We start from the raw sequence: 20,488 nt of genomic DNA, 5'->3' as shown, positions 1-20,488 counted from the left end.
CCGTTACGCCGCTACTTCTTGCAAGCGCACGGCACCGGCCGCGGCACTGACAGTTGCACCAGCTTCATCAAACAAGTGGCAGTACTCGGCCTGCAAAGTGGCCCTAATTTGTGTACCAAATGAGAGTGGCTTTTCGCTATCAGCTTTAAGAATGACATCCTGCCCCATCTCTGTCTTGCCATAGGCAAAAGCAAGACCGCCAAGGTTCTCTGCGACATCAACGTGAACTGACAGGCCTACGTCACCATAGGAGACAGCAAAATGTTCGGGTCGAATACCGACAAACACCTTTTGACCCGCCCGCACACTCGCCCCGTCCCGCAACGGGATATGAATTCCGCCAACTGTTCCAGCCGCCGTCACAGTCGCCAACACGCCGTCGCAAGCATCTACGGTACCTTCCAAGAAATTCATCTGAGGTGAGCCGATGAAACCCGCGACAAAGCGATTGTTTGGTTTGGAGTAAAGTTCTAACGGCGATCCGATTTGTTCGACCAACCCATCGCGTAGAACGACAATGCGGTCCGCCATGGTCATCGCCTCGACCTGATCATGCGTGACGTAGACCATCGTTGCACCAATTTCATTGTGCAATTTAGAAAGCTCAACTCGCATTTGAACGCGCAGTTCTGCATCCAGATTAGACAGCGGTTCGTCAAACAGAAAGACCTTGGGTTGGCGCACGATGGCACGGCCGATAGCCACACGCTGTCTTTGACCGCCCGACATTTCCTTTGGCTTGCGATCTAGCAGATGTTGGATTTGAAGGATATTAGCAGCCTGATCGACGCGTTGCTTGATTTCGGCCTTATCAACTTTAGCCATGCGCAGGCTGAAGCTCATATTCTCGGCAACTGTCATATGCGGGTAAAGCGCGTAAGACTGAAAGACCATCGCAGTACCACGGTCAGACGCTTCGACCTCGCTCATGTCTTCACCGTCCAACGAAAGCTGGCCAGATGTAATGCGTTCCAAGCCACAAATCATCCGCAAAAGGGTTGATTTCCCACAGCCGGACGGGCCAACAAAGACGACAAACTCGCCATGTTTGGCTTCCAAGTCGATGCCCTTGATTACATCGACAGACCCAAAGGATTTGCGGACGTCTCTTAGAACAATATCAGCCATGTTTCCTCCCAAGATCGCATTGAAACGATCCCATTCCCTATTTTAGACGTCGGTGACCCAACGCTCTTTCTGCGCGCCCATGTGCAAATGGACGGACTTCAATTCTGTGTATTCCTCGATGCCGTAACGACCGGTTTCACGACCGTTGCCCGACTGCTTAAAACCGCCTAAAGGCATTTCGGGGAATCCATCCAACGCGGAATTCACCCAGACACGGCCCGCTTTAATGTGACGCGTGCAATAAAGCGCATTGGCTAAATCATCAGTCCAAACGTAGGCGGCCAAACCATAATCGGTGGCATTCGCAAGCTTGATCGCCTCGTCGCGATCCTGGAACGTCATCATGACAAGAACAGGACCAAAGATTTCTTCGCGCGCGACGCGCATCTCAGGGCGCACATCAGCAATGATCGTTGGCGGGAAAAACAAGCCATCGTAGGCATCGGGGTCACCGCCGCAAACAACGGTCGCGCCCTCTTGCATGGCAATGTCGACGTAGGATGAAATCTGTGCGTACTGTCGATCGTTGATGATCGCACCAATGCGCGAAGTTGGATCAAACGGATCCCCCATCTTGAGATCTTCGAGACGCGCGGCCAGTTTCGCCTGAAACGCATCTGCAATGCTATCCTCAACCAGCAACCGTGAACCCGCGATGCAGCATTCACCCATATTGACATTTGCAGCCTTAAGCACACCGTCAATAGCGGCATCAATGTCGCAGTCAGCAAACACGATGGAGGGCGATTTTCCGCCCAATTCCAGTGAGAGTTTCTTAATGTTTCCGGCTGACGCTTTGATCGCCATTTTACCAACGCGGCTGGAACCGGTAAAGGCCACCATGTCCACATCATCGCTATCGATAATGGCTTGCCCCACCGTTGCGCCGTCCCCGGCGAGTATGTTGCAGACGCCCTTAGGCAGACCTGCCTCGGCCAAGTATTGAGCAAGCATCAATGAAGTTCCGGATGTGAATTCGCTTGGCTTTACAATAGCCGAACAGCCTGCACCCAGTGCGAATGGCAAACGCTCGGACAGGATCAACAGCGGAAAATTCCAAGGTGTAATAATGCCGACGACACCAATAGGTTCGCGCAGGACCATGCCCATCATGTCGGGACCAAGGTTGTTTTGACTGTCACCGTGCAACCCACGTGCCTGACCCGCAGCATAATCCCAAAGTTCGGCAGCAAACATCACCTCGCCGCGCGACACGCCAATGGGTTTTGAAGATTCCAAAGTTTCCACAAGTGCCAGTTCTTGGACATGGTTGCGAATTTTCTGCGCAACGGCACGCAAAACCGCGGCTCGGTCACCCGCATAAGCGTAGGCCCAAGCACCGCTATCAAAGCTACCCCGTGCAGCTGAAATCGCGGCTTCGGTATCGCCATTGGTTGCGGCTGCATAAATGCTGACCAAACGGCCATGCGCAGGGCTCTCGCGTTCAATTGTTGCGCCATCAGATGCATCAACAAACGCACCATCAATAAAGTTCCGGTAGCGCTTTGGATCTGCAAATGCCTGTTTTACCGCGTCAGACATGTGCTGCTCCTAGCGCTTTGGATGTAGAGGATGTAGCGCAGGTTTCGTCACCCACAAAACAATGGGCGGGCATGAGCGTCAGATCTTCAGACACCCGAGGTGCGAATGACATGCGATCGAGAATATCCTTTTGCAGATCAATCCCCGGAGCGATTTCAATCAATACCATGCCAGTCGCAGTCAGTTGGAAAACGGCACGCTCTGTGATGTAGGTCACTGGCTTACCTATTGCCGCGGCAAGTGCACCTGCGAATGTGACTTCGCGGACCTGATCTACAAATTTTGGAATACGGCCATAATTTTCAATCGACAAAGTTTGTCCGGCTGCAGCCACGCGAAGCCCACCCGTCTCAAACGTTCCGCAGAACACGACCTGTTTCGCACCTTGCGAGATATCAACAAAACCACCCGGACCCACGACTTCACCACCCAATTGGGAAACATTGACGTTGCCAGCAGCATCGCATTCGCCTGCACCTAAAAAGGCGATATCTGCGCCGCCGCCGCTATAATAATCGAACTGATCGGTAGAGCGCATAATGGCTTCCGGATTGATCGCTGCCCCAAACAACGGCCCGTCAATGAGACGACCATTGTGGATGCCCTGCTCAACGGTGACCCATATCTTGCCGATAGACCCAAGGTTTTCAAGAATGGCCGCGATCCCGCCAGGAATGCCAAATCCAAAGTTCACGGACTGCCCGTCGATGACTTCATCAGCAGCACGCCGCGCGATGATGGCCCGCGCACCTCGCGGAAGGGTCAATCCCTCAAAGGCCTCCCCAACAGGAGCGGCCGCATGCGGCAAACCAGCGACGCTTGGCTGATCATTGCGACGATGCGTCTGCCGCTGGTCTGCAATCTGCACCACACAATCGACAAGTACGCCAGGCACAGAAACAAGCCGTGCATGGCAGGACTCTGCTTTGCGTGTTTCACGCACTTGCGCCAGAACCTGCCCACCTGCGTTTTTCGCAGCAAGAGCCACAGAATAAACATCCAAGTCACCAGCTTCTTCTGCGCCGGATATATTTCCTGTCTGGTCGCAATAGGTGCCTCGAATGATCGCGAAATCAGGATGAATGGGTAGGTAGCGAATGTAGTCCTTGCCACCCAGAACAACGATTTCACTTAGCGGCGCTGCCATTTTCGCGGCCTCATTGGCGGCTCCCCCAGTTTCGCGCGGGTCGTATGTCGTGCCCAAACCAACATGCGTTATTAAACCAGGACGGCCTGCCCCACTTTCGCGCAGTAAAAGCGAGATCACGCCAGACGGTAGGGTAAAAGCTTCGATATCGTTGTCGCGTGCAAGTCGCTGCATCTGCGGCGACCAGGACCAATGCCCGCCAATAACGCGACCCACCATGCCCTTGTGTGCAAATCGGCTGATGCCGCAGGCTTTGCCGTCGCCGATTCCAAGTGCATGGATCAATGTCAGGTTTTTAGGGTGGCCGGTTGCGAGGAAACGGGATTCGAGTGCTGCAAAGATTGCATCCGGCTCAAGCATGCCGCCACCATTGCCGGTAACAGCAATCGTCGCCCCATCACTTACGAGGTCTGCACAGTCCATGGCTGACAATTCAATCACGTGAAATCCATTTTTTTATTCACTCACTGGAGAGTTATAGATTTCAAAGATTCTGTCAACACGGCAAATGCGATAAAAAACGTTGATGCTGCCTCCTGCGCCGTCAGTCCCATGTTGGAGCAAAAGGGACCGTTGCTGCGTTGCTAATACGGTAGCCAGCTGTCGTCAGTGCGTCGATTTTTTGCATATCAGATAACGACAGCACAAAGTCCATAACGTCAAAGTTGGACCGCATATTGGCACGCTTCGTGGACATTGTGTTCAGCGCCACACCTTTTTGCACAATCCATCGCAGAGCCACCTGAGCCGTAGACTTACCGTGACTTTCCCCGATTTCACCAAGAACAGGGTACTTAAAAATTTCACCCCGCGCGATGGAACAATAGGACCCAAGTGAGATTCCGACTTCGGCGGCAGTGGCCAAAACTTTATCTTGATTGAGCAGGGGATGAAATTCGACTTGATTAATCGCTAGCTTGGTGTCCAAACAACGCACCGCAGCGCGCATCATCGTGGTTGTATAGTTAGATACGCCAATATGCTTTGCATATCCTTTGTCATATGCCTCTTGAAGCAGGGTCAATGAAGGCTCGACCGGATTGTCGTTGGGCGGCCAATGCAACAGCAGAACATCAATCCGTTCTGTCTTAAGGTCACGCAAGCTCTGCTCAACTGACGGCATGAACTTATCAACTGACATATTGTGCGGATGCACTTTTGTAGTGATCTGCAGCGATGCGCGATCAATCCCTAACTCAGGAAGAACGCCGCCCAGATCAGCTTCGTTTCCATACCACTGCGCCGTATCAAAAGCGCGATACCCTATCTCTGCAGCCGTGCGTACGGCCGATTTCAATTCCTCACCACGAAGTGGAAAGGTCCCAAAACCGCGTTTAAAAATGCCAGTAAATGCTGTCGGCATAATCGTCCTTCCGCAATGCACCCTTCTCTTGATCAGGCGCTGATCACTTCATCTCTTGTTAAGTCACCCACTGGTGAGTTACAAGTGATTCGAGCTATTCAAAACCGTGAGGGCGACGCGATGATCAGACATTTGGTTTTTCTGAAATATCAAAACTCAGTATCACAAGACACCAAAGAACGCATTCTTCTCGACCTCGAAGCCCTCAAGGCAGAGGTCAGCGGGTTTATCAGCTTTGGTTCTGGCCCAAACATATCACCCGAAAATGATGTCGTGCGCGGCTTTCTCGACATGTTCTGGATCGACTTCGAAGATACAGCGTCCCGTGATGCATACCTTTCCAACGAAACACACCAAGGCATCGCGGGTAGGATCAACGCAGCAACAGACGGCGGTGTCGATGGCGTCTTTGTCTGCGATGTCGTCGTTTAACACAGCAACAAACCAGTCCACCCGCTCACCACAAAGAACCGGCGCAAACTGCAAGGACAACAGGCCATGACTCAGCAAGTTGCATTAATAACTGGAGCAAGCGGAGGCATTGGGCGCGCCACTGCATTAGCGTTGGCTGAAGCATCTTTTTCTGTTGCACTGAATGATTTTGAGCCGTCAGAAGCCTTGAATGATCTGGTCGCTGACATCGAAAGCAAAGAGGGCAAGGCTTGCAAAGCAATCTTTGATGTCTCCAACATAAATGCGCATGCGGATGCCCTTGAACGCATCGCCGCAACGCTTGGCCCTGTCACAACCCTTGTCAATAATGCCGGCGTCGGCGTCATCAGCCGCGGCGACATTCTTGATGTGGGCGGACAGAGTTTTGATCGCTGCATGACGGTGAACGCCAAGGCGGTTTTCTTTTTGTGTCAGGCCTTTTCAAAAACACTATTGGCACGCGAAAGAAACAAGGACTGCGCCCATGCGATAATCAACGTCACCTCATCGAATGCGACGGCGGTCGCGGTGCCTCGTGCTGAATACTGCGTCTCAAAGTCAGCCGCTGCGATGATTTCAAAGTGCTTTGCTGCAAGACTGGCCCCCGAAAACATCGCAGTCTACGACGTCCAGCCCGGCCTCATTGAAACGCCAATGACGCAAGCAATCATAGAGACCTACAAAGAACGTGCTGCAGCCGGACTGTGCCTTTACCCCCGTGTCGGCCAACCTGAAGAAGTGGCACAAGTGATTGTGAGCCTCGCGACCAATCGCCTTCCCTATACAACTGGCCACGTTATATCCGTTGATGGCGGCATGCTTGTTCCAAGGTTTTAGGATTGCGGGCATGAACCAGCATCTTGAACACCCCGACGACGCCCCAACCAATTTTGCATCCAGCAACACGTGGGATGCCACGGATCGCGCCGTCTTGATTGCGCTCCTTGAGGCTGCTGTTTCCACCGCCGATCCATACGAAGCGATAAAAGCCAATCTCCCCAAGCCCCCCAAGGGCCGAACGGTCGTCATAGGTGCGGGCAAAGGTGCAACACAGCTCGCGCGCGCCTTTGAACAACAGTGGACATTGCCGCTCAGTGGTGTCGTCGTTACGCGTTATTGCTATGACGTGCCATGCGATCAGATAACCGTTTTGTCTGCGTCGCACCCCATTCCAGATAACGCTGGTTTAGACGCATCCCGCCAAATCACGGACGCAGTACAAGATCTGACCAAAGACGATCTTGTTGTTGCTTTGATACGTGGTGGCGGGTCCGCACTTTTGCCGATGCCGCTGGATGATTTGACACTGCAGGACGAAATTGATCTGAACACATCATTGCTAAATTCTGGCGCACCCATTTCGGTGATGAACGCGCTACGCGGGCAGTTTAGTGCCATCAAAAGCGGGCACCTTGCCCAGATGGCACATCCTGCAAAGGTCGTGACCTTGGTGGTGTCAGATGTGCCGGGCGATGACCCGGCACCAGTGGCATCGGTCCCTACGATTCCAAATTGGGTGGCTCGTGAGGACGCACTGAATTTGATAGATATCCGGAATATCTCCATGCCGCCTCATCTTACTCAGTGGTTAGAAACTGCCCCGAGCGACTTGCTACCCACCCAAGATTCAAGTTTTGCACTTGACGAAGTGATCATCATTGCCTCGGCACGAAAGTCTTTAGAAGCCGCAGCGGAACGCGCAAAAGAGATCGGGATACCTGCGGTCATACTATCTGACCAAATTGAGGGTGAGGCGAAGAAAATTGCCAAGATGCATGCGGCGATTGCCGCAGAAATTTCGCGCAACGATCGTCCATTCCCACGACCAGTCGTCTTGCTATCAGGCGGCGAGACCACCGTTACGCTTGCCAAATCCGGCAAAGGGGGACGTATTTCGGAATTCGCGTTGTCCTTGGCGTTGGCAGGCGCAGAGTTTTCGTTTTCTGCGCTGGTGGCTGATACAGACGGGATTGACGGCTCAGAAGAAAATGCTGGCGCATTCGTTTCAGGTCAAAGTGCCAAGCACCTTAAATCGCTGGGACTGAACCCTGAGGCTCTCCTTGCAAATCACGATTCCTGGGCAGCGTTTTATGCCATTGGCGACCTCTTTTCGCCCGGTCCAACCGGCACCAATGTGAACGACTTTCGGGCAATTTTGCTCAGATGACATTAATACCCACAGGCTTTCTTTAGAACCTCCCGCTACCACATGAGGACAACATGAAAATACGATTGCCAAATAGAAGCGGTGAATTCGCCGAGTACAGCCTGACAGGTGAGCCAATCTTGGGCACGCCGTTGACCAAGGACAGCACGCGTGTCGTTTATTCGGCTGCGCACGTTGTGGCCGATCCGTTCACTGACAGCGCGCCGATGGGATTGCCCGGCATTGATTGGGACAAGACAATGGCGTTCCGTCATCATCTGGCTCATCTCGGGCTGGGCATTGCAGAGGCGATGGATACAGCGCAGCGTGGTATGGGGCTGGATTGGGAACAGAGTCTTGACCTGATCCGTCGCACAAAGGCGAACATACCAGATGCACTTGTTGCAAATGGATGCGGAACGGACCACTTGGCTGACACAGAAGCTCATTCACTTGAGGACGTCAGGCGCGCATATCTGGAACAAGTTGAAGCTATTCAAAACGTGGGCGGGCGCATCATCTTGATGGCAAGCCGCGCCCTTTCGCGTGCCGCGAATGGCCCCCACGACTACGTTTCGATATATAGTGATGTGCTGGCCGCCTGTGATGAGCCGGTCATTCTTCACTGGCTTGGCGACATGTTTGACCCCGCACTTGCTGGCTACTGGGGTGCGCAAAGCTTTGAAGATACATTACCAACCGTTTTGGAGATAATTGCCACGAATGAGACAATGATAGACGGGATCAAGATATCCCTTCTGGATGCATCGAAAGAAATCACGATGCGGCAGCAACTACCTACAACGGTGCGGATGTATACTGGTGATGATTTCAATTACCCCGAATTGATCGGCGGCGACGGTGACACGTTCAGCCATGCGCTACTTGGCATTTTTGACCCACTTGCCAATCACGCTGCATCTGCCATCTCGGCCCTCAACACAGGGGATGCGGCAACGTTCCGTGCAATCCTTGATCCCACCGTACCGCTCGCGCGGCATATTTTTTGCGCGCCGACACGGCACTACAAAACCGGCGTCGTCTTCCTCGCATGGCTAAACGGACATCAAGATCACTTTAAAATGCTGGGTGGTTCTGAAGCTATGCGCGCCCTGCCCTATTTTGTGGACTGCTTTAAGCTTGCGGATGAATGTGGCGCGCTTTCCGACCCCGATCTCGCGTGCAAACGCATGGGTCACCTGCTGAAACTCTACAGGGTCTAATCTGAAACATGCGTGATTTTTCTGCCGATACATCTGCCCTCGCGCTGAACACCGCAACTCTTGGTCATAACCTTGATGGCCATGGCGCGGGCTGGCCAATCGAGCGTGTCATTGATGCATGTGCCATGCATGGGTTCGGAGGTATCACATTCTGGCATCGCGAAATCAGGGCTCGTGCAGTCGAAATCGGTGACCGCGTCCGAGCTGCTGGCATGGAAATCACTGGCTTGTGCCGCTCCCCTTATCTGGTTGGCTCTGAACTGCCCTCCAACTGGCTGGATGAAGCCAAAGCAAGCATCGACATGACCGCAGACCTTGGTGCATCTATTCTAACAATCGTGACCGGTGGTACTGAACCGGGAACAAAAGGTGTGTTGGAAACCCAGAAAATCCTAGCAGAACGCGTCTCGCAGATGACGGACTACGCAGCTGATCGGAACGTGAACCTTGCGCTAGAGCCGCTGAACCCCATGTTTGGTGGGAACCGAACCTGCATCATGACGGTGCGTGATGCGTTGCGCATCTGCGATATGGTTGGCGCCGATAATCTTGGTGTCGCAGTCGATGTCTACCACGTCTGGTGGGACAGCGACCTGCGGGCAAGCTGCGCCGAAGCTGGCGGCAAAATCTTCGGATATCATCTTTGCGACTGGCTCGAAAACACCGGTGACATGCTACTGGATCGCGGCATGATGGGCGACGGCGTCGCTGATCTAAGGGACATCCGCTCTTGCGTGGAAGACGCCGGTTACAGCGGCTTTTGCGAGGTCGAGATTTTCTCGGCTGAAAAGTGGTGGAAGCGAAGCCCAGAAGAGGTTTTGAAAGTGATCGTAGACAGCTTCAAGGAACAGTGCTGAAGGGTAGATATTGCCAGTAAAGCAGACCTTGGTAGCTACCGCAGCGAAATGGCGCTTCGTCCCGCATCTTACCAATTCGTGCGCCGTGCAGCGAACGGCGATGTTTCCCGAACCGGCCACTCGCGGTTTGAGCGGCGAATGCTACCGAAGATCCCTTTGTGTCGGATGCTGCAGGTAGTACGAATGGCAGGCGTGATGGGGTATATATTCCTTCTATCCCGACGCGCCGAAGGGGATTGCAACTGACTTTCCCCGCTATCGGGTCCATCTGCGGCTTGATGATATGGTGGCCATTTTTGGCGCGGCTCAGGCTGGATTGGGTGTCGCTCGGATTCCCATGTTGCTTGGACGCGCAGCGGCTGGTCTGCTGCAAGTGCCGCTACTGCCGCAACAACCCTATGCAGATATCTAGGTGGTGGGACACCCCGATATATGGCCATCGCGAAAATTGAGTGCTTTTCGGGACATCCTGATCCCGTATTGCAAGTCGCACCGCGACAGCTTTGTTGCCTGACGCTTCTAGCCTGCAGAATAGCCGATGGCGTCGAGTGCCGCCGCCTTGCTGGAGCGCGCGATCTGGTCAGCGGTGAGACCTGATCCCACGGCCCGCGAGAGGGTAAGCCCGCCAATCAGTGTCGACAGGAACGCCCATGCAATTGCCTCGCGTTCAGCAACTGACTCCGCCTGCGGCAGGTGGTCTGCAATCTCTTTGATGATGCGGCTCATCAGTTCCGCGTATTCGGTTTGCACAGCTGGATCTGCCCTGATCACATCCGGCGTCAGACTGGTCATTGCGCAACCGCCCTCTAGGTCGATCCGGTGACCCTTTCCAAGATAATAGTCTGCAAAGGCTGCTGGCCACTGAGCGCCATGCTTCTTGCGATACTCGGGCAATGCTGCAAGGACGTCTTCCAGACTGGCGACAAGTGCCGCCCGAAAGGCATCGTTCTTGGATTTTAGATGGGCATAGAATGCGCCAGACGTGACACCAGCGTCTTTCGCGATTGAGTCGACCCCGATCCCTGAATAGCCCTCTTTTCGAAACGCCCGGCCCGACGCCTCTAGCAGTTTCATCTTGGTTGCTTCTGATTTTTTCAAGCCAAGTCAATCCTTCACCATAAAAATAACGATCGCTATATTATTTGATTGACGGCGAGCGCCAATCAGAATAGCGATATGTAGGGATCGTTATATTTCGATACCTACCCCAAGACAACCACCAAGGTAGGTGGCCCCAATCTTAAGGAGAATACGACATGGCTTCACGTGTGCCCCGGCACGCGCCCGGTGGAACTGCGCCAATGTCACGGCGCAAAGTTAACGCAGGGCTGGCCGTCATTCCCATCGCGGCAATAGGGCTGACTGTTCACAGGTCAGCTGCAACTGCGCAATCCAATCAAAAGGAACACCAAACTATGCCTGCCAACGCCTTCGTTTACACAGAATTGCAAGCGTCCGTGCCCTTCACGGATGTCCCTTGGGAAAAGCTGAATGCTGCCATCACGGCCCAACCTGGGTTTGTTGACAAAACGTGGTTTTCCGGGCTGGGCAACTATTCTGTCGGCGGGTTTCATGGATTTGCAAGCGTCGATGATGCTCTGCTTTACTGCACGGATTTTTTCCCTGCTCTGGCCCGTGACTTTGGCGTGGCGCAAACAACGCGGGTCTTTGATAATCAGGCAACCGCAGAGGCCAGCGCGGCTATGGATGCGCCCCATTTTGGCGGACGGGTCACAGCCGAGCCCCGCGCATTTGTTTACACCGAAGTGCAGGTCGCTGTTCCCTTTGAAAACGCACCATGGCAGGACAGAAATCCGGTCTTGCGCAGGCAAAAGGGACTGTTGTCCAAGATCTGGCTAAGTGGGCACAACACAAACACGCTGGGTGGTTTGGACGCCTTCGACACTGTCGAAAATGCGTTGGACTTTGCCATCAATGAATTCCCGAAAACGACAGCCGCGATGAACGTTGCCTTTTATACGCGCGTCTTCGATGCCCGTGTGACCGAGGCCGCAAGCCGCGGCCTCAACTCTCCCTACTACCTTTAACCTCTTCAACTGAACGGAAATGACATGAAACTGAACTCTCTTTCTGGCGCCATCATGGCCCTTGCGATGTCGTCAACTGCTGCAATGGCTGCCGACTGCTTTGAAATGGGCGGCGTCGCCATCCCTAACTTCTTTGGCGAAGGCGAAGGTGAGCCCACAATCATCTCAGCGGTTTTGACCGGCGGTGTTCAAAATGCGGCTGGTAAGATCACTGCCACCCGCGAGACTGAAACGGGCCTTGAGATGGACATGGAACACTACTTTGGCCGTGACGATGGCGGGGCGTTCCAAACCAAGGACCTTGGCATTCTAACCGCCGTGCCGGGCAAACCGGGGCGCTTCATGATCGAAATCACCTACGACATTCAGCCAGACGTCACACGCGGCACGATGAAGGGCTACTCAGGCCAGTTCAACAGCTATGGCCTTGTCGATTTGCGCGACCATGACAACCTTGTTGGGCTGGTCCGCTACCAGGGTGAAATCTGCCGTTAAAATTAATTACCGGGGACAGGCGGTGTCTGTCCCCCGTTCTTTGGACCCTTCAGGCGCATCATTATGAACACTCAGTCAACGTCCCCAAATACACCGCACGCCATTCTTTATTCGATGGACCGTATCCGAGACCTCGATCGGTCCCTGCGCTTTTATTGTGATGCACTCGGTATGCAGGAATTGCGTCGAGAGACTTTTACAGCTGCTGAATTTACGCTGGTCTTTGTCGGTTATCCCGACGGTAACTCAATGATTGAGCTGACCTACAACTGGGGCGAGCACAGCTATTCGCACGGCACCGGATATGGACACATCGCACTGGAGGTTCTCGACATACACCAGACCTGCCTTCATCTGGCCGGGCTGGGCGTCGAAATCACCCGAAACCCGGGCCCGATGAAACTGGCGAACACGAAACCATCGCATTCATCAAAGACCCGGACGGCTGCAATATTGAGCTAATCCAAGCCCCCTAGGCGTTCCTACAAGCGGTGAGGCACGGCTGACGTGGATCACAAACGCATTGGGCACGGCCAATTATGAAACGAGACACACCATGACGAATAACCGCACTTCTGAAAAACGACAGGTTCACACACTCAGTAGGTCTCTGGCTCTGACCTCGTTCTTAACTGCTATGATCGCCTTTCCAATACCGGCGTTGGCGGATGTGCCCCATCTGATGTCAACGAAAGTCGCCGAAAACCTGTACATGCTGACAGGCGATGGTGGGAACATCGGCGTCATGATCGGAGACGATGGCACGTTTCTTATCGACGATCAGATGGCACCTGCTTTGCTGGATTTGCTTGCGCTTATAAACCAATTGGTGGGCGAGCCCCCCCGGTTCCTGATCACACCCATTTCCATTTTGACCATACTGGTGGAAATGAACTTCTTGGCGGGACAGGTACAACGATTTTCAGCCAAGAGATGGCCCGCACGCGTCTTGCTGATGGCGGCGATATTCCTCTTTTCGACTTGTCGTTTCCGCCGATGGCAAGCGATGGATTGCCCGTTGTCACCTTTAAGGACTCGATGAGCTTCCATTTAAATGACGACATAATGCGCGCCGTCCATACGCCCCGGGCACATACGGACGGAGACTTGGTGGTGTTTTTTGAGATGGCCAATGTCGTGCACGCGGGGGACGTATTCTTCAACGGCATCTATCCGGTGATTGATACACACAATGGCGGTACCTTGCAGGGCACGATCAGTGCCGTTGAAATGCTACGCGACCACTCCGATGAACATACCAAAGTCATGCCGGGCCATGGCTCGTTGGGATCCCGCGATGATCTCTTGGATTACCTCGCAATGCTTCAGTATGCCCGCGATGAACTCAGCAAACTGAAAGGCGAAGGAAAATCGCGCCAGCAAGTTATCGATCTTAGACCGTTAGACCAATTTGATGCCAAATGGTCTGGGGGATTTTTCTCAACGGACATTTGGACTGGACTGATGTTCTACGCGCTTTAGCAGTGCCTTGCGTGAGGTGTCTTGAACGCTCTCTGGATAGGAAATTGCCCCACTGAAGAACATCACAGTGAAAACTGCATTTTCGTCGCGAGATGATCAATCAGGAGGAATAAAGTATGACTGACTTTTACCCTTTGTCGCGCATCTTCAACCGATGGCCAACTTTCACAATGGCCTCAAGCGCAGGAACAAGTTCACCGCCCAGCTCGGTAAGGGCATATTCGACGGATGGGGGCGAGGTTGGTTGCACGTTCCGGGACACCACTCCGCGCTGCTCAAGCTCAGTCAGCCGTGTAGAGAGCACCTTGGCCGAAATTGGCGGAATGTCGGTACGCAACTCGTTAAAGCGGCGCGGGCCAGCACGCAGCGACCAAATCACATTGGCGGCCCAAGCGCCGGAGATAACAGCCATGCAATGCGTCAGCATACAAGGCTGCGGCGGTTCGGGGCTTTGGTTTTTGCGGACTTTGAGCGGCATATTTGGGTAACCAGGTTTCCTTGAAGTAACTCGATAATAAAGTAACTACCGGAAACCTAGTTGTCAACGGTTAGCGCATGCGCCATCTCTGGCCGAGCAACCCAACCAACTGGAGCAATGACAGATGAAACTTTATTACAAACCCGGTGCTTGCTCGATGGCATCTCACATCATCCTGAACGAGCTTGGTGTCTCATTCGAACTCGACAAGACAGACACTGACTCAAATACGACGGAAGGGGGCGGCGATTTCCTCAGGATCAGCCCGAATGGCTATGTTCCGGCCCTTGTCACCAATGACGGCGATATCATCACTGAAAATCCTGCTGTGCTTCAGTATCTGGCTGATCTGTCACGCGATGCTGGCCTTGCACCCCCAAACGGGACTTTGGCGCGCACCCGCCTTCAGGAGACCCTCAACTTCCTCTCGTCAGAACTGCATAAATCCTTTGGACCGTTTTTCTCGGGCGTCGAGCTGGATGATGCGCGGCGCAAAAAAGCCGACGCGGGTGTGCAACGTCGGGCTACTCATATCGAGCGAAGCCTCGCAGACGGACGTGACTTTCTCATGGGTGACACGTTCACCGTTGCGGACGCCTATGCATTTGTAGTGCTCAATTGGACCAGATTTGTCGGAGTGAGCCTTGACGCGCATCCGAAAACCCAAGCTTACGTCGCACGTATCTCGGCACGTCCCGCCTCGATCAAAGCGATGATTGCCGAGGGCCTGATGGAGCAGGCAGCATGACTGCATTTGCCGCAGTAACAGACGTGTTAGAGACCTATTTCGACGGTCTCTATCACGCCGATACGGATAGGTTGGGTAAAACCTTTCACCCAAAAGCGATCTATGCGACGGCGGATGAAACACCACTGCTTTATCGCACGATGGATGAGTACTTCGCGGTGGTGGCCAAGCGCGTGTCCCCAGCTTCGCACAATGAACCCCGGCGTGATGTGATCCACTCCATAGAGTTTGCGGGTGAAAACACCGCTTTTGCCCGTGTGCGATGTTCCATTGGTACAAAGGATTTCATCGATTTCTTGACGCTTGTGCGAACCGACGGCGCATGGTCGATCATGGCCAAAATTTTCCAAATCACTGAACGTGTGACCTGAAAGGACCCGATATGCCCTATGTAAACATCAAGGTGACGCGCGAAGGCGTCACCCCGGATCAAAAGGCCGATTTGATTCGCGGCGTGACCGACTTGCTGGTCAAGGTTCTCGACAAGTCTCCGGCGACAACTTTTGTCGTCATCGACGAAGTTGCGCTTGAGAATTGGGGGATCGGAGGTCTACCGGTTGACCAGCATAGACGCGACGCGGCAGGTTGACCTAAATGGCCATCCGCACTTCCCTTTGTGATCTGTTCGACATCGAACATCCTGTACTGTCGGCACCTATGGCAGGTGTCAGCGGCGGGGCACTTGCTGCGGCCGTGAGCAAGGCAGGTGGTTTGGGCCTGGTCGGCGGTGGTTATGGCGACGCCGATTGGCTCAAACGCGAATTCGACGCAGCAGGTGATGCGCGGATCGGGGTCGGCTTTATCACTTGGTCGCTCGCGCGCCAGCCCCAATTGCTCGATCTTGCCCTCGCGCGAAACCCCGCAGCACTCATGCTCTCGTTCGGTGATTTTAAGCCGTTTCTCCATCACATCAGGGACGCCCAAATAAAACTGATCGTTCAGGTGCAGACGCTCGAACAAGCGCGTGAAGCTGTCGATGCTGGCGTTGATGCCATCGTGGCGCAGGGCACAGAGGCGGGCGGGCACGGCGGCACCAGAGCGACGTTGCCCCTCATCCCGGCGGTTGTGGATATCGCGCAAGGAATACCAGTCATCGCAGCAGGCGGTATCGCTGATGGACGTGGTCTGGCTGCGGCTCTGGCGCTTGACGCTTCGGGCGTCTTGTGTGGAACCGCCTTCTTTGCCAGCGATGAATCCCTCGCCAGTAGCAATGCCAAACAAGCTGCTCTGCGCGGTTCGGGTGACGATACGGAACGCAGTTCCGTTTTTGACATAGCACGTGGGCTCGACTGGCCTTCGGATTGGAACCTGCGCACGATGCGTAATGCATTCACCCAGCAATGGAGTGCGGGCATCGACGGTCTCACGCAAAACATCGCTGCTGAGAAAGAGCGTTTCGAGGCCTCACGAACGGCTGACGACACAGACGTTACCGCTGTAATTGTCGGCGAGGCAGCTGATCTCATCCGGTTTCGCGAACCTGCGCCAGCCACGCTTCACAGAATGATCTCGCAGGCTGAGCACCGATTGCGCCGGGTCAATCAACTTGTCGACCCCATCACAAAGGATTGAATCGATGCAGAAACTTAAAGGGAGCTGGTCGTTGGGCGAAGCCGTCGTGACAAGCGCCGGTTCGGTTGCCGCCGGAAGTGCTGGTGATGGACCGGACCTGGTTCTCGCGCATGGATGGCCGTGGTCTTCTTTTTCGTGGCATCGCGTCATCCCGGCACTGGCTGAAACTTACCGCGTCCACTGGTATGACATGCCAGGCTACAGGCAATCCGATAAGCGACCCGAGAAAGCCACAGCACTCGACGTACAGCGCAGCGTGTTCGCGGAGATGTTGGCACACTGGAAACTGGATCGCCCCCGCGTGGTAGCACATGATTTTGGCGGCGCGGCAACTTTGCGCGCGCATCTTCTGCATGGCTGTGATTTCGAGAAATATGCTCTGATGAACGTTGTCGCAATGCGTCCTTGGGGATTGGATTTTTTCGATCATGTTGGGCGGCATGTCGAGGCCTTCACCGGCCTACCACCGCATATCCACGAGGCAGTGGTGGAGCCTATATCCGGGGCGCTCTCGTCAACGAAATCGACAGCGAAGACTTCTCGAAGCTCGTCGAACCGTGGCTCGATGAAGACGGTCGCGGGAGTTTTTATCGGCAATTCTCTCAAGCCGACGAGCGCTTCACCGCGGACGTTGAACCAATGTTCGGTCACATCCGATGCCCGGTAACCATTTTATGGGGCGCGGACGATCCATGGATTCCGCTCGAACGGGGCAGGGCGCTCCATGAACGCATCCCGCAGGCATCGTTTCAATCGTTTCCCAGCGTGGGACACGTGCCGCAGCTCGAAGCGCCGCGCCAGATTCTCGAAGCCCTTGCTGAATTTCTGCGAGATGACATCGAAGACTAAGCCGATCAGACCACCAGTCAAAGCCAATTACAATGGATCAGGACAATGCAGAAGATCAAAGGAAACTGCCTGTGCGGCTTGGTTTCGTACGAGGTCGTCAACGCATTTGACAAGATGTTCTTGTGTAGTTGCGATCAATGCAGACAGATCACTGGATCAGCCTTCGCATCAAATCTGTTCATAGGCGTCGACGGGTTCGAGTGGCTGTCTGGCAGCGGCGAGATTGTCGCCTACCAAATGCCAGGGCGGGACATTTCCAAGTCGTTTTGTCGGGTTTGCGGTTCCGGCGTTCCCTGGGCAAGCGGCGACGGTACAAAAATGATCGTTCCAGCGGGAGGCCTGCAAGGAGAACTGGAAGTGGCGGACAAGTTCAAGACATTCGTCGCCGAACAACCGACGTGGGCATCGGGCCTTGAACATATCAAAGCACATCAAGGATTTCTATCTTAGGCCGGCTTCGGACTGGCGTGATTTTGACGCAAGAGAATTCATGAAGTTTGTCTGGAGATTCATTATGTGCCGTCCGCCGCTTCCGCCATTTTTCGAGATAACTGCCGCGCAAAAAGTGCGCGCTGCCGAGGATGGTTGGAACAGCCGAGATCCCCAGCTTGTGACGCAGGCCTACACCGACGACAGCCAATGGCGGAACCGGTCTGAAATCCTCTCTGGACATATCGAAATTGAAGCATTCCTGACGCGTAAATGGCAGCACGAACATCACTACCGCCTGATCAAGGAACTCTGGGCATGGACACAAACCGGATCGCCGTGCGCTTTGCCTACGAATGGTGTGATGAGGAAGCGCAGTGGTTCCGGTCCTATGGTAACGAGAACTGGGATTTTGCGGCAGACGGGCGGATGTGCCGCCGCATTGCCAGCATCAACGATATGCCCATCATGGAACAGTCGCGTTTGTTTCATTGGCCCTCGGGTCGCAGTCCGGACGACCATCCGGGGCTGACCGAGCTGAATCTCTGATTTTGCTGTCACGATACTGGACGTTCATCAAAGCATGCTCTCGTATCTTGAACTTGCGATAAACGAAAATCTGACGGGGCAGGCCTACAAGAGCGTCCCCAACACGGAGCAAGCGAAGCGCATTGGACGTTATCATCCCGAGATCCCCGCAGAAGCCGAGGCAGAAGTCGATGGCCTCTTCGCACAGAGTTGACGCCGCACCCCGTGTGCGTTGATCACTTCCCTATCGTGACGATTTCGGCTTAGGGGGTCCGGCACAATCCGGCTCTTTACTTGTGGCTGCCCAACCGTTTTCTGATTTACAGGCAGTTATAAGGCATCGCAAGGCAGCCATTTGCGAAGACGCAGCGAATTCACCCTTCGTCCTGCGCTGCCGACCTTCGGCCTTAAATTTGCTGCAGAGGTCAGTCAATGACCGCATTTCGTTCGGCACCGCAGAGAATTCAATCCAGATAGCAAAAGTAGAAAGGAGCAGCGTTCGTTTGTTCAGGTATCGTCAAAGGTAGTTTGATCCGCACTAGGCACTGTGCACAACAAAATCTTGCTGCGCGTGGCACGAATGGCCGGTTTTCACGCTGCGTCGCGGAACCGACCATAATGCTTATGCGGCAAGATCTGTTCTGCGTGCGTGCGCGCGCAGTGTGAAAAGTGAATTCACAGGTTGGGCTCATTGCCGACCCTGGAGCAAGCGCAGCATGCGAACTGTTATGCCGCTAGGCCTCTTTGAGGACGGCCCATTCCCGCCGTTCACCGACCGATCAAGAAGCTTCATCCGCTGCCCGCTTACCGGCCATTCGCTGCGCTTGCGAAAACTGGAGATCGTCGGACTTACAGTCTGCAGGACAAAAGGTGAATTTGCTGCGATTGCGCCAATGGCTGCTTTGAAAAATTTGACAGCATATCTGTCAGTCCAGAATATGTCATCTTGACCTATCAAAGCCGCCTGAGAACTCCGCTTGAAGTGTTCAAGTTGCGCGCACGTAGAGAGTGTCAAACTTCTGCTTTTTTCGGTGGTTTACTCAACGCTGAAATGAACACCGAGAATAGCTCTCCTTGCGACCTAATCCGCAATTTGGCATAGATATTCTTGCGATGTATTCGAACGGTTCCTGACGAGATACCAAGCAATGCGCCCAAGGCATCTGCGGAATGCCCGCGTAGTGTGAGTTCTACGACTTCACGTTCGCGTGGGGTCAACATACCTTCACCGATGTTGCGAAACGCGCGTTCTATGTTGCTATCGGCAAAGGCGTTTGTGTCTGGGGCTTCGGTTTTTGTGTCCCGCCAATACCTGCGGCACGCAGCATCGACGATTGGCCAAACAGCCTGAAGCGCCTTCAATTCTGTTTTGCTGAATTTACGCGTTTTTCGCATCAGAGAAATGACGATGGTTAGATTTTCGTGAATATTCACAAGAAACCCAACTTCTTCCGCGAGCCCGGTCTGTTCATAGTAACTGCGAAAATACTCCCCCTGGTAGAAGCGATCGGGTGCAATTTCGCTTAAACGCCAAAGACCGGGTTGGATGCCCCCAGTTGCTGCCAAAAAGAAAGGGTCAAGTAGATACGGGCCGTCTTGGTATTCATCCACATGCATCATACGACGCGCTGGCGTGAAATCATCGTAAAGAGCAAGAGGACGTGCGGACCCCAGATAGCCAAAGATCACGACAAAGTCGAATTCAACGATATGTTTCAGGAAATTAGATAGAATTTGCGGCAGCTGTTCGCTTTCCAGGTGGTCGATTATCTGCCCCAGTTTTGCGCTGCTGATCGCCATTTTTTTCACGTTCCTCATGGGCTAATTGATAGTGCATATGAAAAACAGCCTATTCACATAAACAGCAAAACGTTCCCCTCTAGTGCAAGTAGGGGATAAATCTTGAATGACCAAAACTGCCGAAATTTCTTCTGCTGAAGGGTATGTTTTGCCAACGACCAATATACCGGCACCGAATGTCGCAGAGTTGCGGGGCGTTTCAAAAGCGTATGGAGACGTTC

The 20,488-nt window shown here is 53.8% G+C and carries 24 protein-coding genes and 2 pseudogenes; 19 read left to right on the top strand and 7 right to left on the bottom strand.

The annotated features are described in order from the left end of the window. Window positions 1–3 precede the first annotated feature (3 nt). The 4 genes from AB8B75_RS20300 to AB8B75_RS20285 form a co-directional block, all read right to left on the bottom strand. The gene (locus tag AB8B75_RS20300) at window positions 4–1,128 is read right to left on the bottom strand and encodes an ABC transporter ATP-binding protein (protein ID WP_405364751.1); all 1,125 of its coding nucleotides are present in this window, start codon (window positions 1,126–1,128) and stop codon (window positions 4–6) included. Window positions 1,129–1,170: 42 nt separating this feature from the next. Then, window positions 1,171–2,670, bottom strand: coding sequence for an aldehyde dehydrogenase family protein (locus tag AB8B75_RS20295; RefSeq protein WP_405364749.1), 1,500 nt, complete (start codon window positions 2,668–2,670; stop codon window positions 1,171–1,173). Next, window positions 2,663–4,258, bottom strand: coding sequence for a CoA-transferase (locus tag AB8B75_RS20290; protein ID WP_405364747.1), 1,596 nt, complete (start codon window positions 4,256–4,258; stop codon window positions 2,663–2,665). The genes AB8B75_RS20295 and AB8B75_RS20290 overlap by 8 nt, the downstream gene beginning before the upstream one ends. Before the next feature lie 103 nt (window positions 4,259–4,361). Further along, window positions 4,362–5,180, bottom strand: coding sequence for an aldo/keto reductase (locus AB8B75_RS20285; RefSeq protein WP_405364745.1), 819 nt, complete (start codon window positions 5,178–5,180; stop codon window positions 4,362–4,364). A 120-nt stretch (window positions 5,181–5,300) separates the two neighbouring features. Here AB8B75_RS20285 and AB8B75_RS20280 point away from each other — a divergent pair, with 120 nt between their 5' ends. From AB8B75_RS20280 to AB8B75_RS20255, 6 genes are all read left to right on the top strand, one after another. Beyond that, window positions 5,301–5,612: a Dabb family protein gene (locus AB8B75_RS20280; protein WP_405364743.1), complete on the top strand. Its 312-nt coding sequence runs from the start codon at window positions 5,301–5,303 to the stop codon at window positions 5,610–5,612. 66 nt (window positions 5,613–5,678) lie between these two features. Then, the gene (locus AB8B75_RS20275; protein ID WP_405364741.1) at window positions 5,679–6,449 is read left to right on the top strand and encodes a 3-ketoacyl-ACP reductase; all 771 of its coding nucleotides are present in this window, start codon (window positions 5,679–5,681) and stop codon (window positions 6,447–6,449) included. A 10-nt stretch (window positions 6,450–6,459) separates the two neighbouring features. Then, on the top strand, window positions 6,460–7,779 hold the full coding sequence (locus AB8B75_RS20270; protein ID WP_405364739.1) for a glycerate kinase: 1,320 nt from the start codon (window positions 6,460–6,462) through the stop codon (window positions 7,777–7,779). Between the two features lie 53 nt (window positions 7,780–7,832). After that, window positions 7,833–8,981 (top strand): dihydrodipicolinate synthase family protein, encoded by a 1,149-nt coding sequence (locus tag AB8B75_RS20265; RefSeq protein WP_405364737.1) that lies wholly within the window; start codon window positions 7,833–7,835, stop codon window positions 8,979–8,981. An 8-nt stretch (window positions 8,982–8,989) separates the two neighbouring features. Continuing rightward, window positions 8,990–9,838, top strand: a complete 849-nt coding sequence (locus AB8B75_RS20260; protein WP_405364735.1) for a sugar phosphate isomerase/epimerase family protein — start codon at window positions 8,990–8,992, stop codon at window positions 9,836–9,838. Window positions 9,839–10,121: 283 nt separating this feature from the next. After that, the gene (locus AB8B75_RS20255) at window positions 10,122–10,250 is read left to right on the top strand and encodes a hypothetical protein (RefSeq protein WP_405364733.1); all 129 of its coding nucleotides are present in this window, start codon (window positions 10,122–10,124) and stop codon (window positions 10,248–10,250) included. A 107-nt stretch (window positions 10,251–10,357) separates the two neighbouring features. Here the strand turns inward: AB8B75_RS20255 and AB8B75_RS20250 are convergent, their stop codons facing one another. Next, window positions 10,358–10,936, bottom strand: coding sequence for a TetR/AcrR family transcriptional regulator (locus tag AB8B75_RS20250; RefSeq protein ID WP_405364732.1), 579 nt, complete (start codon window positions 10,934–10,936; stop codon window positions 10,358–10,360). 158 nt (window positions 10,937–11,094) lie between these two features. Between AB8B75_RS20250 and AB8B75_RS20245 the strand changes: the two genes are divergently transcribed. From AB8B75_RS20245 to AB8B75_RS20230, 4 genes are all read left to right on the top strand, one after another. Continuing rightward, window positions 11,095–11,886 (top strand): hypothetical protein, encoded by a 792-nt coding sequence (locus tag AB8B75_RS20245; protein ID WP_405364730.1) that lies wholly within the window; start codon window positions 11,095–11,097, stop codon window positions 11,884–11,886. A 24-nt stretch (window positions 11,887–11,910) separates the two neighbouring features. Further along, window positions 11,911–12,381, top strand: a complete 471-nt coding sequence (locus AB8B75_RS20240) for a hypothetical protein (protein ID WP_405364728.1) — start codon at window positions 11,911–11,913, stop codon at window positions 12,379–12,381. Window positions 12,382–12,444: 63 nt separating this feature from the next. Continuing rightward, on the top strand, window positions 12,445–12,843 hold the full coding sequence (locus tag AB8B75_RS20235) for a VOC family protein (RefSeq protein WP_405364726.1): 399 nt from the start codon (window positions 12,445–12,447) through the stop codon (window positions 12,841–12,843). Between the two features lie 363 nt (window positions 12,844–13,206). Further along, entirely contained in the window at window positions 13,207–13,863 is a 657-nt protein-coding gene (locus AB8B75_RS20230; protein WP_405364765.1) for an MBL fold metallo-hydrolase, read from the top strand. Between the two features lie 127 nt (window positions 13,864–13,990). Here the strand turns inward: AB8B75_RS20230 and AB8B75_RS20225 are convergent, their stop codons facing one another. Continuing rightward, on the bottom strand, window positions 13,991–14,275 hold the full coding sequence (locus AB8B75_RS20225) for a winged helix-turn-helix transcriptional regulator (protein WP_405364724.1): 285 nt from the start codon (window positions 14,273–14,275) through the stop codon (window positions 13,991–13,993). A gap of 190 nt (window positions 14,276–14,465) precedes the next feature. On the opposite strand from AB8B75_RS20225, the gene AB8B75_RS20220 reads away from it, so the two are divergent. The 9 genes and pseudogenes from AB8B75_RS20220 (at window position 14,466) to AB8B75_RS20180 (ending at window position 18,681) form a co-directional block, all read left to right on the top strand. After that, window positions 14,466–15,089 (top strand): glutathione S-transferase C-terminal domain-containing protein, encoded by a 624-nt coding sequence (locus AB8B75_RS20220; RefSeq protein WP_405364722.1) that lies wholly within the window; start codon window positions 14,466–14,468, stop codon window positions 15,087–15,089. Beyond that, complete coding sequence (locus AB8B75_RS20215) at window positions 15,086–15,460, top strand: nuclear transport factor 2 family protein (protein ID WP_405364720.1); 375 nt, start codon at window positions 15,086–15,088, stop codon at window positions 15,458–15,460. Before AB8B75_RS20220 ends, AB8B75_RS20215 begins: the two co-directional genes overlap by 4 nt. 11 nt (window positions 15,461–15,471) lie before the next feature. Further along, window positions 15,472–15,678, top strand: a complete 207-nt coding sequence (locus AB8B75_RS20210) for a 4-oxalocrotonate tautomerase family protein (RefSeq protein ID WP_405364718.1) — start codon at window positions 15,472–15,474, stop codon at window positions 15,676–15,678. Window positions 15,679–15,683: 5 nt separating this feature from the next. Then, window positions 15,684–16,661: a nitronate monooxygenase gene (locus AB8B75_RS20205; RefSeq protein ID WP_405364716.1), complete on the top strand. Its 978-nt coding sequence runs from the start codon at window positions 15,684–15,686 to the stop codon at window positions 16,659–16,661. Between the two features lie 4 nt (window positions 16,662–16,665). Further along, window positions 16,666–17,037, top strand: a pseudogene (locus tag AB8B75_RS20200) (alpha/beta fold hydrolase); the annotation flags it as partial. 29 nt (window positions 17,038–17,066) lie between these two features. Next, a complete protein-coding gene (locus tag AB8B75_RS20195; RefSeq protein ID WP_405364763.1) occupies window positions 17,067–17,510 on the top strand; it encodes an alpha/beta fold hydrolase in 444 nt (147 codons plus the stop codon). A 45-nt stretch (window positions 17,511–17,555) separates the two neighbouring features. Further along, window positions 17,556–17,960: a GFA family protein gene (locus AB8B75_RS20190; RefSeq protein ID WP_405364714.1), complete on the top strand. Its 405-nt coding sequence runs from the start codon at window positions 17,556–17,558 to the stop codon at window positions 17,958–17,960. A 64-nt stretch (window positions 17,961–18,024) separates the two neighbouring features. Further along, window positions 18,025–18,488, top strand: a pseudogene (locus AB8B75_RS20185) (DUF1348 family protein). A 34-nt stretch (window positions 18,489–18,522) separates the two neighbouring features. Next, entirely contained in the window at window positions 18,523–18,681 is a 159-nt protein-coding gene (locus tag AB8B75_RS20180) for a hypothetical protein (RefSeq protein ID WP_405364713.1), read from the top strand. 797 nt (window positions 18,682–19,478) lie between these two features. Here the strand turns inward: AB8B75_RS20180 and AB8B75_RS20175 are convergent. Then, on the bottom strand, window positions 19,479–20,267 hold the full coding sequence (locus tag AB8B75_RS20175) for a helix-turn-helix transcriptional regulator (protein WP_405364711.1): 789 nt from the start codon (window positions 20,265–20,267) through the stop codon (window positions 19,479–19,481). Window positions 20,268–20,488 lie beyond the last annotated feature (221 nt).

Origin of the sequence: Roseobacter sp. (assembly GCF_045106495.1) — a bacterium.
GTDB lineage: Bacteria > Pseudomonadota > Alphaproteobacteria > Rhodobacterales > Rhodobacteraceae > Roseobacter.
Note: the sequence above shows the minus strand (reverse complement) of the source record. Positions and strands in the feature narration are given on the sequence as shown.

Coding starts and splice junctions, on each gene's coding strand:
- AB8B75_RS20300 (WP_405364751.1), bottom strand. CDS start 1,128: ATGGCTGATATTGTTCTAAGAGACGTCCGCAAATCCTTTGGGTCTGTC.
- AB8B75_RS20295 (WP_405364749.1), bottom strand. CDS start 2,670: ATGTCTGACGCGGTAAAACAGGCATTTGCAGATCCAAAGCGCTACCGG.
- AB8B75_RS20285 (WP_405364745.1), bottom strand. CDS start 5,180: ATGCCGACAGCATTTACTGGCATTTTTAAACGCGGTTTTGGGACCTTT.
- AB8B75_RS20280 (WP_405364743.1), top strand. CDS start 5,301: ATGATCAGACATTTGGTTTTTCTGAAATATCAAAACTCAGTATCACAA.
- AB8B75_RS20275 (WP_405364741.1), top strand. CDS start 5,679: ATGACTCAGCAAGTTGCATTAATAACTGGAGCAAGCGGAGGCATTGGG.
- AB8B75_RS20270 (WP_405364739.1), top strand. CDS start 6,460: ATGAACCAGCATCTTGAACACCCCGACGACGCCCCAACCAATTTTGCA.
- AB8B75_RS20265 (WP_405364737.1), top strand. CDS start 7,833: ATGAAAATACGATTGCCAAATAGAAGCGGTGAATTCGCCGAGTACAGC.
- AB8B75_RS20260 (WP_405364735.1), top strand. CDS start 8,990: ATGCGTGATTTTTCTGCCGATACATCTGCCCTCGCGCTGAACACCGCA.
- AB8B75_RS20255 (WP_405364733.1), top strand. CDS start 10,122: ATGGTGGCCATTTTTGGCGCGGCTCAGGCTGGATTGGGTGTCGCTCGG.
- AB8B75_RS20245 (WP_405364730.1), top strand. CDS start 11,095: ATGGCTTCACGTGTGCCCCGGCACGCGCCCGGTGGAACTGCGCCAATG.
- AB8B75_RS20240 (WP_405364728.1), top strand. CDS start 11,911: ATGAAACTGAACTCTCTTTCTGGCGCCATCATGGCCCTTGCGATGTCG.
- AB8B75_RS20235 (WP_405364726.1), top strand. CDS start 12,445: ATGAACACTCAGTCAACGTCCCCAAATACACCGCACGCCATTCTTTAT.
- AB8B75_RS20225 (WP_405364724.1), bottom strand. CDS start 14,275: ATGGCTGTTATCTCCGGCGCTTGGGCCGCCAATGTGATTTGGTCGCTG.
- AB8B75_RS20220 (WP_405364722.1), top strand. CDS start 14,466: ATGAAACTTTATTACAAACCCGGTGCTTGCTCGATGGCATCTCACATC.
- AB8B75_RS20215 (WP_405364720.1), top strand. CDS start 15,086: ATGACTGCATTTGCCGCAGTAACAGACGTGTTAGAGACCTATTTCGAC.
- AB8B75_RS20210 (WP_405364718.1), top strand. CDS start 15,472: ATGCCCTATGTAAACATCAAGGTGACGCGCGAAGGCGTCACCCCGGAT.
- AB8B75_RS20205 (WP_405364716.1), top strand. CDS start 15,684: ATGGCCATCCGCACTTCCCTTTGTGATCTGTTCGACATCGAACATCCT.
- AB8B75_RS20190 (WP_405364714.1), top strand. CDS start 17,556: ATGCAGAAGATCAAAGGAAACTGCCTGTGCGGCTTGGTTTCGTACGAG.
- AB8B75_RS20180 (WP_405364713.1), top strand. CDS start 18,523: ATGCTCTCGTATCTTGAACTTGCGATAAACGAAAATCTGACGGGGCAG.
- AB8B75_RS20175 (WP_405364711.1), bottom strand. CDS start 20,267: ATGGCGATCAGCAGCGCAAAACTGGGGCAGATAATCGACCACCTGGAA.